The sequence below is a fragment of the Clostridium chauvoei genome (assembly GCF_002327185.1).
Lineage (GTDB): Bacteria > Bacillota > Clostridia > Clostridiales > Clostridiaceae > Clostridium > Clostridium chauvoei.
Genome location: NZ_CP018624.1, coordinates 91211 through 107903, shown reverse-complemented (window position 1 = coordinate 107903; position 16693 = coordinate 91211). Strand labels below are relative to the sequence as shown.

Annotated in this window: 13 protein-coding genes and 1 riboswitch; all 13 genes read right to left on the bottom strand. The window is 29.0% G+C overall.

Going from position 1 to position 16693, the window contains the following annotated elements; genetic code table 11:
• Positions 1 to 92: 92 nt before the first annotated feature.
• Complete coding sequence (gene pcrA, locus BTM21_RS00475; RefSeq protein WP_079481655.1) at positions 93 to 2333, bottom strand: DNA helicase PcrA; 2241 nt, start codon at positions 2331 to 2333, stop codon at positions 93 to 95.
• Positions 2334 to 2495: 162 nt separating this feature from the next.
• Positions 2496 to 3320, bottom strand: a complete 825-nt coding sequence (locus tag BTM21_RS00470; RefSeq protein WP_021874495.1) for a hypothetical protein — start codon at positions 3318 to 3320, stop codon at positions 2496 to 2498.
• A gap of 606 nt (positions 3321 to 3926) precedes the next feature.
• Positions 3927 to 4643, bottom strand: a complete 717-nt coding sequence (locus BTM21_RS00465) for a pseudouridine synthase (protein ID WP_021874496.1) — start codon at positions 4641 to 4643, stop codon at positions 3927 to 3929.
• Between the two features lie 130 nt (positions 4644 to 4773).
• Positions 4774 to 5487, bottom strand: coding sequence for a lytic transglycosylase domain-containing protein (locus BTM21_RS00460; protein WP_021874497.1), 714 nt, complete (start codon positions 5485 to 5487; stop codon positions 4774 to 4776).
• Positions 5488 to 5541: 54 nt separating this feature from the next.
• Positions 5542 to 7548, bottom strand: a complete 2007-nt coding sequence (locus tag BTM21_RS00455) for a triple tyrosine motif-containing protein (protein WP_079481656.1) — start codon at positions 7546 to 7548, stop codon at positions 5542 to 5544.
• Positions 7549 to 7695: 147 nt separating this feature from the next.
• Complete coding sequence (locus tag BTM21_RS00450) at positions 7696 to 8139, bottom strand: YaiI/YqxD family protein (RefSeq protein WP_079481657.1); 444 nt, start codon at positions 8137 to 8139, stop codon at positions 7696 to 7698.
• Positions 8139 to 9491: a glucose-6-phosphate isomerase gene (locus tag BTM21_RS00445; RefSeq protein WP_021874500.1), complete on the bottom strand. Its 1353-nt coding sequence runs from the start codon at positions 9489 to 9491 to the stop codon at positions 8139 to 8141. The genes BTM21_RS00450 and BTM21_RS00445 overlap by 1 nt, the downstream gene beginning before the upstream one ends.
• A 243-nt stretch (positions 9492 to 9734) precedes the next feature.
• On the bottom strand, positions 9735 to 11267 hold the full coding sequence (gene guaA / locus BTM21_RS00440; RefSeq protein ID WP_021874501.1) for a glutamine-hydrolyzing GMP synthase: 1533 nt from the start codon (positions 11265 to 11267) through the stop codon (positions 9735 to 9737).
• 109 nt (positions 11268 to 11376) lie between these two features.
• On the bottom strand, positions 11377 to 12828 hold the full coding sequence (gene guaB, locus BTM21_RS00435; RefSeq protein ID WP_021874502.1) for an IMP dehydrogenase: 1452 nt from the start codon (positions 12826 to 12828) through the stop codon (positions 11377 to 11379).
• Between the two features lie 158 nt (positions 12829 to 12986).
• A riboswitch (purine riboswitch) is annotated at positions 12987 to 13084 on the bottom strand.
• A gap of 61 nt (positions 13085 to 13145) precedes the next feature.
• Positions 13146 to 13901: a prepilin peptidase gene (locus tag BTM21_RS00430; protein ID WP_079481880.1), complete on the bottom strand. Its 756-nt coding sequence runs from the start codon at positions 13899 to 13901 to the stop codon at positions 13146 to 13148.
• Positions 13902 to 13966: 65 nt separating this feature from the next.
• Positions 13967 to 14380, bottom strand: coding sequence for a type II secretion system protein (locus tag BTM21_RS00425; protein ID WP_021874504.1), 414 nt, complete (start codon positions 14378 to 14380; stop codon positions 13967 to 13969).
• A gap of 185 nt (positions 14381 to 14565) precedes the next feature.
• Complete coding sequence (gene groL, locus BTM21_RS00420) at positions 14566 to 16191, bottom strand: chaperonin GroEL (RefSeq protein ID WP_021874505.1); 1626 nt, start codon at positions 16189 to 16191, stop codon at positions 14566 to 14568.
• Positions 16192 to 16204: 13 nt separating this feature from the next.
• Positions 16205 to 16489 (bottom strand): co-chaperone GroES, encoded by a 285-nt coding sequence (gene groES, locus BTM21_RS00415; protein ID WP_021874506.1) that lies wholly within the window; start codon positions 16487 to 16489, stop codon positions 16205 to 16207.
• Positions 16490 to 16693 lie beyond the last annotated feature (204 nt).

Genomic DNA, 16693 nt, shown 5'->3' with positions numbered 1-16693 from the left:
TTATAATTTAGAAATCTCTAAATGGACAAATGGAGGAATTAATATTTAACTCCTCCATTTTGAAGGATTTTAATCCTTCTTTCTATTTTATTCTAAAGTAATTCTAACTTAGCTAAAGATAATAATAGTATTTTTATACCTTGATTGTCAAAGGCTATAGTTAATTTTTTATCTGAACCTGAATTTGTTGCTGATACTATAGTCCCTACTCCAAACTTTTCATGTTTTACTTTTCTACCTACTGTAGCCTCTTCATTAGTAATATTTCCTGATGTTGAACCGTGAGATATATTGACTCCTGATACTTCTTTATTTGAAGTTATATTATTCCTTAAACTATGCGGATTACTATACGCAGCGTTTCTTTGGAACATTTTATTTCTTGATGCTACTGAACCATTTTCCCCTGTTACATATTCTTTAAGCTCTTGTTTTATTTCTGCAATAAAATCAGATTGTGCATATGCAACAGTTCTACCAAATTGTCTTCTCACTTCAGCTGATGTCATAAATAATGTTTCCTTAGCTCTTGTTATTCCAACATAACAAAGTCTTCTTGATTCTTCCATCTCTGATTCTTTTTCAAAAGATGCATTCCCTGGAAAAATACCATTTTCCATTCCAACCATAAATACTACTGGGAACTCTAACCCCTTAGCACTATGAACTGTCATTAAAACTATTGTATCCTCTTCTTCTTCTAATTTGTCTGTATCTTGAACTAATGATACTTTTTCTAAATAAGCTAATAAACTTTTATCTTCACTAGATCTTTCAAAATCTACAGCATCGGATACTAATTCTTTTAAGTTCTCAATTCTACTCTTATCTTCTATATCCTTTGATTTTTCCAATTCTGAAATATAACCAGTTTCTTTTAATATAGTTTCTATAAGAACTGAAACTGGAACTGTTTCACTTAAATCCATAAAGTGTTCCATCATTTCCATAAAGGCTTCTATTCCACCACAGTTTCTTGGAGTTAATGTTGGAATACTTCTTACTTCTGATAATGCATCCCATAATTGTAGTTCATAATCGTCTGCAAAATCCACTACTTTATTTATAGTTGCATCTCCAATTCCTCGTTTAGGTACATTTATTATTCTTCTTAAACTAATACTATCTGATGGATTAATTAAAGTCTTTAAGTAACAAATCATATCTTTAATTTCTTTTCTATCGTAGAATCTAGTTCCACCTAATATTTTATAAGGTATAGATTTTCTTCTTAGACTTTCTTCAAATATACGTGATTGTGCATTAGTTCTATAAAGTATTGCAAAATCTTTAAACTTTTTCTCTTCATCACTTTTTATTTTATTTATTTGAGTAGCTACAAAATCCCCTTCATCTGAATCTGAATAAGCTCTATAAATCTTTATTTTGTTTCCAGGCTCTTGTTCCGTTCTAAGAGCTTTATCTTTTCTATTTGAATTATTAACTATAACAACATTTGCTGCATCTAGAATATTTCCTTTTGAACGGTAATTTTGCTCTAATTTAATAACCTTAGTATTAGGATAATCCTTTTCAAAGTCTAATATATTAGTAATATCTGCTCCTCTCCATTGATAAATACATTGGTCATCATCTCCAACAACACAAATGTTTTTATATTTATCTGCAAGAAGTCTTACAAGCTCATACTGAACTCCATTAGTATCTTGATATTCATCTACCATAATATATTGGAATTTTCTTTGATAGAATTCTAAAGTTTCTTTGTCTTTTTTAAACAATTCAACCGTTTTTGATATTAAATCATCAAAATCTAAAGCATTATTTTCTTTTAATCTCTTTTGATACATATCATATACATCAGCTATTTTCTTTTCTCTAAAATTGCTTTCGCTTTCTCTCATAAAGCTTTCAGGACTTTGCATTCTATCCTTTGCTTTACTTATTTTACTCATTATTTCTTGCTCTGTTATATCTTTATCATTTATATTAAGTGCCTTAATACACTCTTTCACAAGTGTTTTTTGATCTGAAGTATCGTATATTGTAAAACTTTTTTTATATCCTAACTTATCTATTTCTCTTCTTAAGATTTTTACACAAGTTGAATGGAAAGTTGATATCCACATATCATCTGCTTTATCTCCAATTAAAGCCTTAACTCTATCCTTCATTTCCTTGGCTGCCTTATTAGTAAAAGTTATTGCTAATATCTTATATGGCAGTATTCCTAAATCGTCTATCATGTGCGCCATTCTATAAGTTAAAACTCTAGTTTTTCCAGAACCTGCCCCCGCTAGTATTAAAACTTGACCTTCAATAGTAGTTGCACCTTCATACTGTTCTTTATTTAGTAATGTTTTTAAATCCATATCCATAGACCCCTTTCCTATTACTAACATATTATAACATACATACCTTATATATTGTTGCCAAAAACTATGTAAAATACTAAAAGAGTTAATGGCTCTATCTTCTATTTTGCTTTTAAAAAAAAATAAGTCATAATACTCAAAAGCATTATGACTCATTTTCTAGGCTGTTAAAGAACCTTGATTTTGTTTTTTATCTATATTTAACTTTCTAAACCACCATATAGTATAAGCTATAGCAAACACCATATTAAATATTCCTATCCAAGGAATTATAGCTTCATTTCTCCACGCTATTGATCCCATAATTGGGTTAAATATGTCACCAAAAGTAGCTCTTATAAACATATGAGCTGCTAATGTATATACTCTAGCATGTAACCAGAGATCAGATCTTTTTCTTATGATTGAGTAAATCTCTGGTACAGCTAATATACATAATGAACTTGCAAAAAATCCTGTATTTTCAGCATAGACAAATCCCATATTCCAAGTTGTATAAAGTAAACACCACATTAATGGTATATCACATATAAGTTCTCCAAAACCTTCTTTTGCTCCAAACCTCCAATTTTTAGGTGGAAGCGGTATAGTTATACAACATAATATTCCTGCAATAAAATTAAAATAATTTCCTAATGTAAAATCTTTAATTGACGCTTCTAATATGTTACAAAAAAGTATTACATATAACGCCCATAATACCCAATTTTTCTTTAAAAATGCAATTCCTTTTCCATCATATTTATTATTTATTCTAAGTACATTAACAAAACAAGTTGTTGGAATAATTACTATTAAAACCTTTCCTAATCTAAACCAATCGTTTCCAAAAGTTTTAATCCATAATGGAAAGGTAAATAAAATTAATATTCCTACTATAGTAGTGGCCTTTAAGTATTTTCTACTTAATTCAACTATTACATATAAAATAGCTGTATATATTATCATAGAAAATATATATTGCCAAGCTGGTATAGTTTGCATTTTAAATCCCCCTTATAAAATTATAATTCTGTTCCCGATTATACCTTATTTTCCCATAGAGTCAATTTATAAGTTTTAACAGTACTTTAAAATTATAAGGTTTTTTTACTATTTTAACAACTTGAATTATAATTCACTAGGAATTAAACCATAATAATGCTACTATATTAATTTTCCATAATTTATTTCATTTTTTAAACTTTATTAAATTTAATATTAAAATATATTTAATTAATAAAATCACTTGTTTTTTTCTAATATTTTACTATTTTGTATCTTTATACACTTAGTAAATGTATTTTTGCAATATATATTTCATTTTATTTTCAAATTAACTTTTAAAATTCATAATTTATCTTACTAATTTACTACATTAAAATTTTTTGTTACATAATTATATTTATATACAACAAAAAACGCAACCCTTGGGGCTAGGTTGCGCTTTAGCAATAAGCAATAAATAAAAAGGGGGCTATTTATTCCTTTTATTTATCCTTGCAGAGATTATTATAGTCCAATTCTGCATAAAATGCAAGTTTTTTAGGAAATTTTATTATAAACTACCATAATTATGAATGTTTTTTATTCATTTTATTATATCATTCGCTAGAATTGCTTTAAAACACTTAATTCCTCTTCCGTTAACTCTCTGTACTCACCTTCTTCTAAGTCTTCATCTAATGGTAATGTTCCAAATTCTATTCTTTTTAGATAAACAACTTCTTTACCTACAGCCTCAAACATTCTTTTAACTTGATGATATTTTCCTTCTTGAATAGTCACTAAAATTTCTGAACCTTCTTCTGTCGCTTTTAATATTTCAAGCTTAGCTTCTTTGCATGTATATCCATCATCTAAAGTTATTCCATTTTTAAATTTCTCTACATCTTCTTCAGTAACCTTTTTGTCTATTTCTGCAAAATAAACTTTATCTACTTTCCATTTTGGTGAAATTAATCTATGATTCAGTTCACCATCATTAGTTAATAATAATAATCCTACTGTATCTTTATCTAATCTTCCTACTGGGAATGGATTAAATACTTGATGTTCTATTTCTAATAAATCTACAACTGTTTCGTCCCTACCATCATGTGTAGCTGAAATTACTCCTGCTGGTTTATTCATCATTAAGTATATGTATTTTCTATAGAATATTTCTTCTCCATTTACTATAATTTTATCTTTTTCAGGATCTACTTGCATTCCATTATCTTTAATTATAATTCCATTTACCTCAATAAAACCTTTTCTTACAGCTTGCTTTATTTCTTTTCTTGTTCCATATCCTAAATTAGATAAAACCTTATCCAATCTTTCCATCTAAACACCTCATCCTTATTTATTTAACATTATTTTTATCATATAACCTTTATTTTATTATTAATATAATAAAAGTACAACTATTTAATTTTATATACAAAAAAGAAGATAAAAATAAAATTTTTATCTTCTAAAAGCCATTTTTGTAATAGTTCATAACCTTTGGTACATAAGCTTGAGTTTCTCCTGGCATTTTATAAAGATCAGAAGTTGATGTTACCCCTCTTCTTTGCATAGTACCAGGTCCACCATTGTACGCCATTAATGCCATTTCAACATTTCCATCAAACATATCTAGATACTCTTTAATATGATTAACTCCACCCTTAATATTTTGTTCTATATTAAATGGGTCTGTTACACCATAAGCTTCACAATTAAAATCCATTAATTGCATAAGTCCTTTAGCACCTGCACCTGACTCTACATTTGGATCAAAATTAGATTCTTGTTTTATTATTGCAAGAATTAAATTTCTATCTACTCCACATTCTTTTGAATATTTATTCACAGCATTATTTATTCTTTCACTATTATCAACATTATCAATATTTAAATTAATATTTTCTATATTAACATTTTCATTTGTTTTATAGTAATTTGTTAAAACTTCATTTTCTTTTCTTATTCTCATAGGAAGTTTATCTATCCTAACTCCTGCTCCTGTAGGTTGAGCTATATACTCTTCTGAAACTTCACCATTATTTTCTTTTGGATCAGATTGCATTTTATTTAATAAAGTTTCATAAACTAAGTCAAATTCCGGACCATCGCCTATAGTTTTTTTCAAAAGCTCTTTATTATAAGACATCTTAACCAAATCCTCAACTTTAGGTACTTTCAAATTATCTCCCTCCGATCATCATTTTTTATAATTATCGGATTATTTTGTAATTACTTAACACTCAACATCAAATTCTATACTATCATAATCTTCATAGGTACTATTTCTATAGTAGCTTTTACTTAATACCATTAATCTATATTTACCCATAGAAAAAGGTATAAATGTATAATAATTTTTCCTGCTATATTCTTGTGTTCTTACCCAATTTCCTCTTTCCATTATATATACTTCATAACAGACCTCTTTTCCACCTTCACTAGTTATTTCAAAAGCTACCTCTTTATTTACTTTTACCTCTTCTGAAATAAGCTTTATCTTTGTATTTGTAACTGGAGTTGCTTCATGAACATATAATGAAATTTCTTTTTTAGAATCATATTCTTCTTTACATTTAACATTTTTAGCATAAATACTAAATGTATATTTTCCTGGACATTTAGGTTTTATTTTAAGCCTCTTTGTATTTACATATCCAGTATCTTCAACTTCATGACCATTTATTTTAGTTACATATCTTAAAAGTACACTTTTAGTATTTTGTACTATAGTTTCTAACTCTACATTATCTCCTACTAAATAAGTTTCCTTCGGTGATAATAGTACATAATCTATTTCTGCTGGCATATACTCTCTAACTCTTAAATATAAAAAGCTATGACTATCATACTCTTTAGAGGAATACTTATCTAATACTCTAATTTCCACTTCATATTCGCCATGTTCCTCTGGCGTAAAATTAACCCAATTAGAGCTACCATAATCAGACCTTTCTTTCTCAACCCCATCTTTAAATACTAAGAAAGAATATCTAATAGCAGTTCCTCCTTCAGCCTTAACTTTTATATTTACAGGTTCTCCAATGACGCAATTTCTTGTTTTAGTTGATATTATATCTACTATTTTAACCGGCTTGTCTGCTTTTTTCTCTACATTATAAGTTATAGTTTTTTTATCTTCATATTCTCCATCATAAGATAAATCCTTTACTTGTAAAGTTATCTTATATTCACCCTCTGCTTTTGTTTCCCATTCAAACTCTTCTCTTCTTATATATCCTGTATCTTCTGCAATAGGGCCTTCAATTATATATCTATAGACTTTTTGTTTTCCGCCCTCTACTATAGCCTTAAAATTTATTTTAGTTCCTGAAATTTGTGGCGAAATAATATCACTTGAAAAGTTTTTTATCATTATTTCATTGTATGGTCTAATTTCGTAAAGCATTATTGCTCTATCATCATATTCCTTATTAGAAAAAATATCTCTAACTAAACATAGCAGCTTATATTCCCCTTGTTCTTTTTCTGTAAAGCTTATTATGTTTCTTGTTGAATAATCTTGAACACACTTCACTCTTCCATTTTTGTCTACTTTTAAAAATTTATATAGTAAAGTCCTACTATCATCACAATTACTAATTACTTTAAATAATATTTCTTCTCCAACCAATAGGTTTTCTGTTAAACATTTAAAATCTACTATTTCTACTTTTACAATTTCACTAACATTAAACTTTAAAGTTTTAAATTCATCTACATTATTTTCAGACTCTGGCATTTTACATTCTACAAGTACTTCTTGCTCTCCTGGATTACACGCTGTATAAGTTAACGTATTCTCTGTTGTGTAATCTCTTAATAGTTCCCATCCCTGTTTTCCACCTATCCAAAACCTGTATAAAGCTACATCTTCCTTTGTTTTTACCTCTATATTTATTTTTTCCCCTACCATTAATGAATTTTTATCTAATATTATATCTTCAAGTATTTCTTTACCTTTTTTTATATTAACTTCATAATCTCTTTTTCCTAAAAAATCGAAAGATTTCTTAGATTTTTCCCTTTTAGCTTGCACCATAATTATATACTTACCTTCTTCCTTAGGCCTCCATTTGCATATGTTACTACTTGAAAAATCTTGTATTGGGTTCCATAAAGCATCCACCCCTTCAAGAAATTTGTATTCTATGCCTTCCTCTTCTACTATAGCCTTTATATTTATTTCATCATTTATTTCTGCAATACTCTCTCTGTCAAATGTTATTAATACCTCTCCCATAACCATTCACCCTCTATATATTAAAATCCTAAAAAAATTCACATATATTTCCTAATTATATTATACAGATTACATAACAAAATATAAACTGAATTTTGTCGGTGAAATAAAAAAATAGGAGTAAACTATAGTTTATATTTCTACAGTTTATCTCCTTATACTACATTCTATTATTCTCTTTAGATTCTTTTCAAGTCTCATATCATCTTCTGTAGTTCTCTTTTTAGGATTAGATGTTCTTCCCCCACTTCGCCTAATCTTCTGTGAAATATGTCTTTCTTCTAACATTCTATCTATATTTTCGTTAGTATAAACATATCCTTTAGGATTAATTACCTTAGCACCTTTTCCTAAGCAAATTGCAGCAACCCCATAATCCTGACTAATTACTATATCTTCTGATTTACAATTGTTAACAACATACATATCAACACTTTGGAACCCTGTATCAACAACTTTAACTTCTCCGTAATCCAACATTATAAAATGATGAATATCACAGTATAAAATAAGTTCAAGTTTATATTCTTCGGCTATATTTTGAATAATGGAGATACCTGGACAGGCATCTCCATCTACTATAATTCTCATTATTTTAATTTAGCTTCTAACTCAGCTTTTAATTCTTCATATCCAGGTTTTCCAAGTAAAGCAAACATATTTTTCTTATATGCTTCAACTCCTGGTTGATCAAATGGGTTAACACCTAAGATATATCCACTTATGGCACAAGCTTTTTCAAAGAAATAAACCATATATCCAAAGTAATATGGAGTCATTTCTGGAATGTTTAATACCATATTTGGAACACCCCCATCATTATGTGCTAGTAAAGTTCCTTTAAATGCTTGCTTATTAACAAAGTCTATAGTTTTTCCAGATAAGAAGTTTAATCCATCTAAATCTCCATCTGCTTTTTCTATAGAAATTTCTTTTCTAACCTTTTCTACATTAAGAACTGTTTCAAACATTATTCTTGAACCTTCTTGAATGAATTGTCCCATTGAGTGTAAGTCAGTTGAAAAATCAACAGCTGCTGGGAATATTCCCTTGTTATCCTTACCTTCTGATTCTCCATATAATTGTTTCCACCATTCATTAAAATAATGTAAACCTGGTTCATAGTTAACTAGTATTTCTACTTTCTTACCTTTATTATATAAAGCATTTCTCATAGCAGCATATTTATAACAATCATTGTTCTTTAAATCACAAGTTGAATATGCTTCTCTAGCATCAGCAGCACCTTGCATCATTTCATCTATGCTAATTCCTGCAACAGCTATTGGTAATAAACCAACTGCAGTTAGAACTGAGAATCTTCCTCCTACATCATCTGGAATAGTGAAAGTTTCATATCCCATTTCATTTGAAAGAGATTTTAAAGCACCCTTGCTCTTGTCTGTAGTAGCAAATATTCTTTCCTTTGCACCTTCAACTCCATATTTATTTTCCATGTATTCTTTAAATATTCTAAATGCTATAGCAGGTTCAGTAGTTGTTCCTGATTTAGAAATAACATTTACGCTTATATCCATTCCATCTATAGCTTCTAAAAGTTCTGCTAAGTATGTTGAACTTATGTTATTACCAACAAAGAATACTCTTGGAGTATTTCTCTTCTTATTATCTAATACATTATAGAAATTGCTATTTAACATTTCTATAGCAGCTCTAGGTCCTAAATATGAACCACCTATTCCTATAACTATTAACGCTTCTGAATTCTTCTTTATTCTTTCAGCAGCAGCTTTTATTCTTGAAAATTCTTCTTTATCATAATTAACAGGTAAATCTAACCATCCTAAAAAGTCATTTCCTGCTCCAGTTTTTTCATGAAGAACATTATGTGCTCCATTTAGCATTGCTTCCATATAATCTAATTCATGTTGCTTTGCATATGGTTCTACTTTTGATAGATCTAATCTTAAACCCTTATTCATAAATAATACCTCCAATTTTTCTGGAATTTTTTGTCCATCTATAACAAGTACATTATATCATATTTTATAAATTCCTCATAAAAATTAATTGTTTTTTAAAACTAAATTTTCATTATTTAGTTTATCAATTTTATTTTTGTATATGCATATATCTAAAAAATAATTAGGTAGTTATGATGTTCTTACTATGTTAAACTCATCACAACTACCTATATAAATTAATTTTATGGATTTCTTATATTTTTATTCCCACTCAATAGTTGCTGGTGGTTTAGATGTAACATCATATACTATTCTATTAACACCATTAACTTCATTTACTATACGACGACTAACAAGATCTATTAATTCATATGGTAATCTTGCCCATTCTGAAGTCATTGCATCACTTGAAGTAACTGCTCTAAGTGCTATAGTATGTGAGTATGTTCTTTCATCTCCCATAACTCCTACTGATTTTATATTAGGTAGACAAGCAAAGTATTGCCATATACTTTCATCTAATTGTGCATTTGCAATTTCTTCTCTAAATATAGCATCTGCTTCTCTAACTATTTCTAACTTTTCTTCTGTAATTTCTCCAAGAACTCTAATAGCTAAACCTGGTCCTGGGAATGGCTGTCTCCATACTAATTTATGAGGGATTCCTAATTCTTCACCAACAGCTCTTACTTCATCTTTAAATAATTCTCTTAAAGGTTCTATAAGATCAAATTGCATATCTTCTGGAAGTCCTCCAACATTATGGTGTGACTTTATAGTAGCTGAAGTTTCTGTTCCACTTTCAACTATATCAGGATAAATTGTTCCTTGAACTAAATAATCAATTTCTCCTAATTTATTAGCTTCTTCTTCAAATACTCTTATGAATTCTTCACCGATTATCTTTCTCTTTGTTTCTGGATCTGAAACTCCTTTTAGTTTTCCAAGAAATCTATCAGCAGCATTAACTCTTATGATATTCATATCAAATTCTTTTTTGAATACTCTTTCTACTGTATCACCTTCATCTTTTCTTAAAAGACCGTGATCTACAAATATACAAGTTAAGTTATGACCTATAGCTTTATGTACTAACATAGCAGCTACTGATGAATCAACTCCACCTGATAAAGCACAAAGTACTTTTTTATCTCCAACTAACTTCTTTATTTCGTTTATTTTTTCTTCTGCAAATGAAGCCATAGTCCAATTATTACCTAAACCACAGATTTCATGTAAAAAGTTTGAAAGCATTTTTTGTCCGAATGGAGTATGTTCAACTTCTGGGTGGAATTGAACTCCATAAAGATTTCTTTCTTCATTTTCCATTGCTGCTATAGGACAAACTTCTGTATGACCTGTAATTTTAAAACCTTCTGGTGCTTCTTTAACATAGTCAGTATGACTCATCCAGCATATTTCTTCTTTTTCTATTCCTTTGAATAATCTTGAAGAATTATCTAAGTTAACATTAGTTTTTCCATATTCTCTAACTGGAGCTGTATCAACCTTTCCGCCTAGCATATGAGCCATAAGTTGATCTCCATAACAAATACCAAGAACAGGAATTCCTAAATCAAATATTCCTTCTGCTACCTTTGGAGTATTTTCACCATAAACACTATTAGGTCCACCAGTGAATATTATTCCCTTTGGATTTTTTTCTTTTATCTTTTCTAAAGTATATGTATAAGGAATTATTTCACAATAAACTCCACATTCTCTTACTCTTCTTGCTATTAATTGGTTATACTGCCCACCAAAATCAACAACTAAAACTAATTCTCTTTTCATGAGTATCCTCCAGTTTTATTCGTATAATTATATTATGTATTATAATTTACGAGATTTTAATCTATTTTTTATCTTTACTATTCATTTTAATAAAGAGACTTTTTAATTTTTATTTTACACTATAGTTTGGTGCTTCCTTAGTAATATTTATGTCATGTGGATGAGATTCTCTAATTCCTGAAGATGTTTGAACTACAAATTGTGCTGTTTCATATAAATCTTCTAAAGTAGCAGCTCCTAAGTATCCCATTCCTGATCTAATTCCTCCAAGTAGTTGGTATATAGTATCAGTAACATATCCCTTATAAGCAATTCTTCCTTCTACACCTTCTGGTACAAATTTCTTTGTTCCATTTTGGAAGTATCTATCACTTGAACCTTTTTCCATTGCTGCTAATGAACCCATTCCTCTATATACTTTATAGCTTCTGCCTTGATAAATCTCAATAGCTCCTGGAGCTTCATCACATCCTGCAAATATTGATCCCATCATAGCAACAGCAGCTCCTCCAGCTAAAGCTTTAACTATATCTCCTGAATATTTAAGTCCACCATCAGCTATTACAGGTACACCATATTTTCTACCTTCTTCTGCACAATCCATAACTGCTGTTAATTGTGGAACTCCAACCCCTGCAACAATTCTTGTTGTACAAATTGATCCTGGTCCAATACCAACTTTTACACAGTCAGCACCAGCTTCTATTAAATCTCTTGTTGCTTCTGCTGTAGCAATATTACCTGCTATTATTTGAAGTTCTGGGTATTTATTTTTTATAGTTTTTACTGCATCTATAACACCTTTTGAGTGACCATGTGCAGTATCTAATGTAATAACATCTACATTAACTTTTACTAAAGCTTCTACTCTTTCTAACATATCTTTAGTTATTCCAACTGATGCTCCACATAATAGTCTTCCCTTTGAATCTTTTGCCGCATTTGGGTAAGCTTTAGCTTTTTCTATATCTTTAATTGTAATAAGTCCCTTTAAGTTATTTTCTGAATCTACTAAAGGAAGTTTTTCAATTTTATGCTTCTTTAATATTTCAAGAGCTTGTTCTAATGTTGTACCTTCTCCTGCAGTAACTAATGGACTCTTTGTCATAACTTCTGAAACAACCTTATCATAGTTTGTTTCAAACACTATGTCTCTATTCGTTATTATTCCAACTAGTTTACTTCCTCTTGTTACAGGCACACCTGATATTCTATATTGAGCCATTAAAGCAAGTGCTTCTCTTACAGTATGATCTTCAGTTAAAAATATTGGATCTGTAATTACTCCATTTTCTTGTCTTTTAACTCTATCAACTTCTTTTGCTTGTTCTTCTATAGTCATATTTTTATGAATTATGCCTATACCACCTTCTCTTGCCATAGCAATTGCCATTTTGGATTCTGTTACAGTATCCATACTTGCACTCATTAAAGGTATATTTAATGTTATCTTTTTTGTTAATTTAGTTTTTAAACTAACTTCATTAGGTAACACCTCTGATTTATTAGGTACTAATAATACATCATCAAATGTATAAGCTGTTTTAATTATTTTTGCCATAAGTTTGTTCCTCCCTATTAATGAAAGATTTCTTTCATTTTTTTATGTAATTGAAAGTTAACTTTCTAGTTATAGTTATTTTTAAGTATAAAAAAAGCACATTAACTTTCTAAGTGAAGTTAATATGCTAAAAAAAATATATGCGTACATATACTTATAGCTATATCAAATTCACCCATAGTCGGAAATTTAAGGTTTCCGGTAGATACTCCCTGCCATATTCAGGGGATATACGAGTAATAAAATGTGCGACTATTTTTAATTTAAAATCATTATATAGCTAGGCAATATCATTGTCAAGCTATTTATTGCAATAATTATTGCAATAAATAGCTTACATACCATTGGAAAATATGATTGGAAAATGTAATTGATATAACAGCACCTATCGCTAAATAAGGACCAAAGGCAATAGCATCTTTTTTATCTTTTAATTTAAAAAGTAAAATAGAAATTGCTATTATTCCAGCAATTATAATAGAAAGGAATAATGTAATAATTATTCCTTTTACTCCTAAAAATAATCCACAAATAGTAGCTATCTCTATATCACCTTCCCCCATACCTCTTGTTGTTATTACAATTAAAAAGATAAATGTAAATCCAATTAAAGCACCAAAAATATTATTTACTATTATTTTTTCAGCTATTAAACATTCACCAATCCAAAATATTATCCCTGAAATTAATCCAAACATTACAGTAGATCTATATACAAACTTAGTATTAAAATCTATTAATGCTATTACAATTAAAAGGGATGCTAAAACAGAATATTTTAGAAACTCTAGTGTATATCCATACTTTAAAAATATTATTAAATACAAACTTGCATTTATAAGTTCTACAATTGGATATTTTATTGATATTTTCTCTTTGCAACACCTACATTTGCCCTTTAAAAATATATAACTAAATATAGGAACTAAATCACTTATCTTAAGATTATAACCACAAGTTATACACCTTGATGCTGGAAAAATTATCGACTCGTCCCTTGGAATTCTATATATGCACACATTTAAAAAACTCCCTATAGCTAAACCTATTAATAATATAAAAAATAAACTCAAAACTTCCTCCAAATATAGTCAAAACCTCCTTTTAATATATAAAGGAGATTTTAATATAATCTGTTTTACTGAGCAATTGGTTTTACATCACCTAAGTTATTGTTATCATCAAGAGTAAAATTATACTTTTCGGTATCAACTATCTCTTTACAAGTTGCTATATTAGTTTTACTTGCATTTAACTTTGTAATATCATCGTTAGTTAATAATCCACCAGATTTTTCCACTGCATCTTCTACGTTGCTATCATCAGCTATGGTATTTGGTGATTTCATATTAACTGATTCTACTGCTAATATAACTTTTCTTGCTTGATCTATAACTTGTGTTTTTCTAGCTTCTTTAACATATACTGTTACTTTAGGTATTAATACTGAAGCTAATATAGCTATTATTCCCATTACTGCTATTAATTCTATTAATGTAAATGCTGGTTTCTTTTTAGATGTTTTTTTATTTAATAACTTTATTTTATTCACGCTATCCCTCCTTTACTATTTTTCTATAATTATTATCATCTGCATAGTAATCTATACATATATTCTTGTATTTTTTAACTTTTTATCAAAAATAAACTCTTATTATTACAAATCATATTATAACCTTTTCTTAATTAAGAATAAATAAAAAAAGACTTGCAAATTGCAAATCTTTTTTAAACTTTTTAGTACATTCCATCCATACCCATTCCTGGTGCTCCTTGCATAGGAGTTTCTTTTTGTGGGATTTCAACTACCGCAGCTTCAGTAGTTAAGAATGTTGATGCTACTGATGAAGCATTTTGAAGTGCTGATCTAGTAACCTTAGTTGGATCTACTATTCCAGCTTTAATCATATTTGTATATGTTCCATAAAGTGCATCATATCCAATTAAAGCTTCACTATTTTTAATATTTTCTATAATAACTGAACCTTCTACTCCTGCATTAGTTGCAATTTGTCTCATTGGTTCTTCTAAAGCTCTTACTATAATATTTATACCAACTTGAGTATCTGCAATATCTGATTTAAGCTTAGCTACTTCTTTTATTACATTTACATAGGCAGTTCCACCACCAGGAACAATTCCTTCTTCAACTGCTGCCTTAGTCGCTGCTAAAGCATCTTCTATTCTTAGTTTTCTTTCTTTAAGCTCTGTTTCAGTTGCAGCTCCAACTTTAACAACAGCAACTCCACCAGCTAATTTAGCTAATCTTTCTGTTAGTTTTTCTTTATCAAATTCAGAAGTAGTTTCTTCTATTTGAACTTTAATTTGATGAACTCTATCTTTAATATCTGCTGAATTACCTTTTCCATTAACTATAGTAGTATTTTCTTTTGTAATTTTAACACTTTCACATTGACCTAACATATCAAGAGTTACTTCTTTAAGATCTAAGCCTAACTCTTCTGCTATGACAGTTCCACCTGTTAATATTGCTATATCTTGAAGCATTTCTTTTCTTCTATCTCCAAATCCAGGTGCTTTTACTGCTACACATGTAAATGTTCCTCTTAGCTTATTAACTACTAGTGTAGCCATCGCTTCTCCTTCTATATCTTCTGCTATAATAAGAAGCTTTTTACCACCTTGAACTATTTGTTCTAATATAGGAAGTATTTCTTGTATGTTACTAATCTTTTTATCTGTTATTAAGATTAGAGGATTATCTAATACAGCTTCCATTTTTTCTGTATCTGTAACCATATATGGTGATACATATCCTCTATCAAATTGCATACCTTCAACTACTTCTAATTCAGTACCCATTGATTTTGATTCTTCTACTGTAATAACGCCTTCGTTTCCAACCTTCTCCATAGCATCAGCAATTAACTTACCTATTTCTTCATCTGCTGCTGATATAGCTGCAACTCTAGCAATATCTTCTTTACCTGCTACTGGTTTAGAAATACCTTTAATTTCTTCTACTGCTTTATCAACAGCCATTCTTATACCATTTCTAATTAACATTGGATTTGCTCCAGCTGTTACATTTTTAAGACCTTCTCTTATAATAGCTTGCGCTAAAAGAGTAGCTGTAGTAGTACCATCTCCAGCAACATCATTAGTTTTAGTTGCAACTTCTTTTACTAATTGAGCTCCCATATTTTCATATGGATCTTCAAGTTCTATTTCTCTTGCTATAGAAACACCATCATTAGTTATAAGTGGTGCACCAAATTTTTTATCTAATACAACATTTCTTCCTTTAGGTCCTAATGTTACTTTAACTGTGTCAGCTAGTTTATCAACACCTATTTGCATTGATCTTCTTGCTTCTTCTCCAAACATAAGCATCTTTGCCATATAAATCTCCTCCCTACTCAACTATTGCTAATATATCATCTTGTTTTAATATAGTATATTCAGTTCCTGATACTTTAACTTCAGTACCTGCATACTTTGAATAAAGCACCTTATCTCCTATTTTAACTTCCATTTCAACTCTTTTTCCATCTACAATAGCTCCTGGACCTACAGCTACAACCTTTGCTTCTTGTGGTCTTTCCTTAGCTGTACCAGTTAAAACTATTCCACTTTTTGTAGTTTCTTCTGCTTCTAATTTTTTAATTACTACTCTATCTGCAAGTGGCTTAATATTCATAAAAACCCCTCCTCAATATATTAATTACTTCTTATCTATATTTTAGCACTCATTATCCCCAAGTGCTAATAAAATTATAATAATATTTCATTTAATTTTTATCAAACATTACTTAATATATTATTCTCTTATATCCCTCAAATATTACCAATTAGGACTGATTATTTTAAAGTCTCTTATTGTATCAACCAATTTCTTTAATAA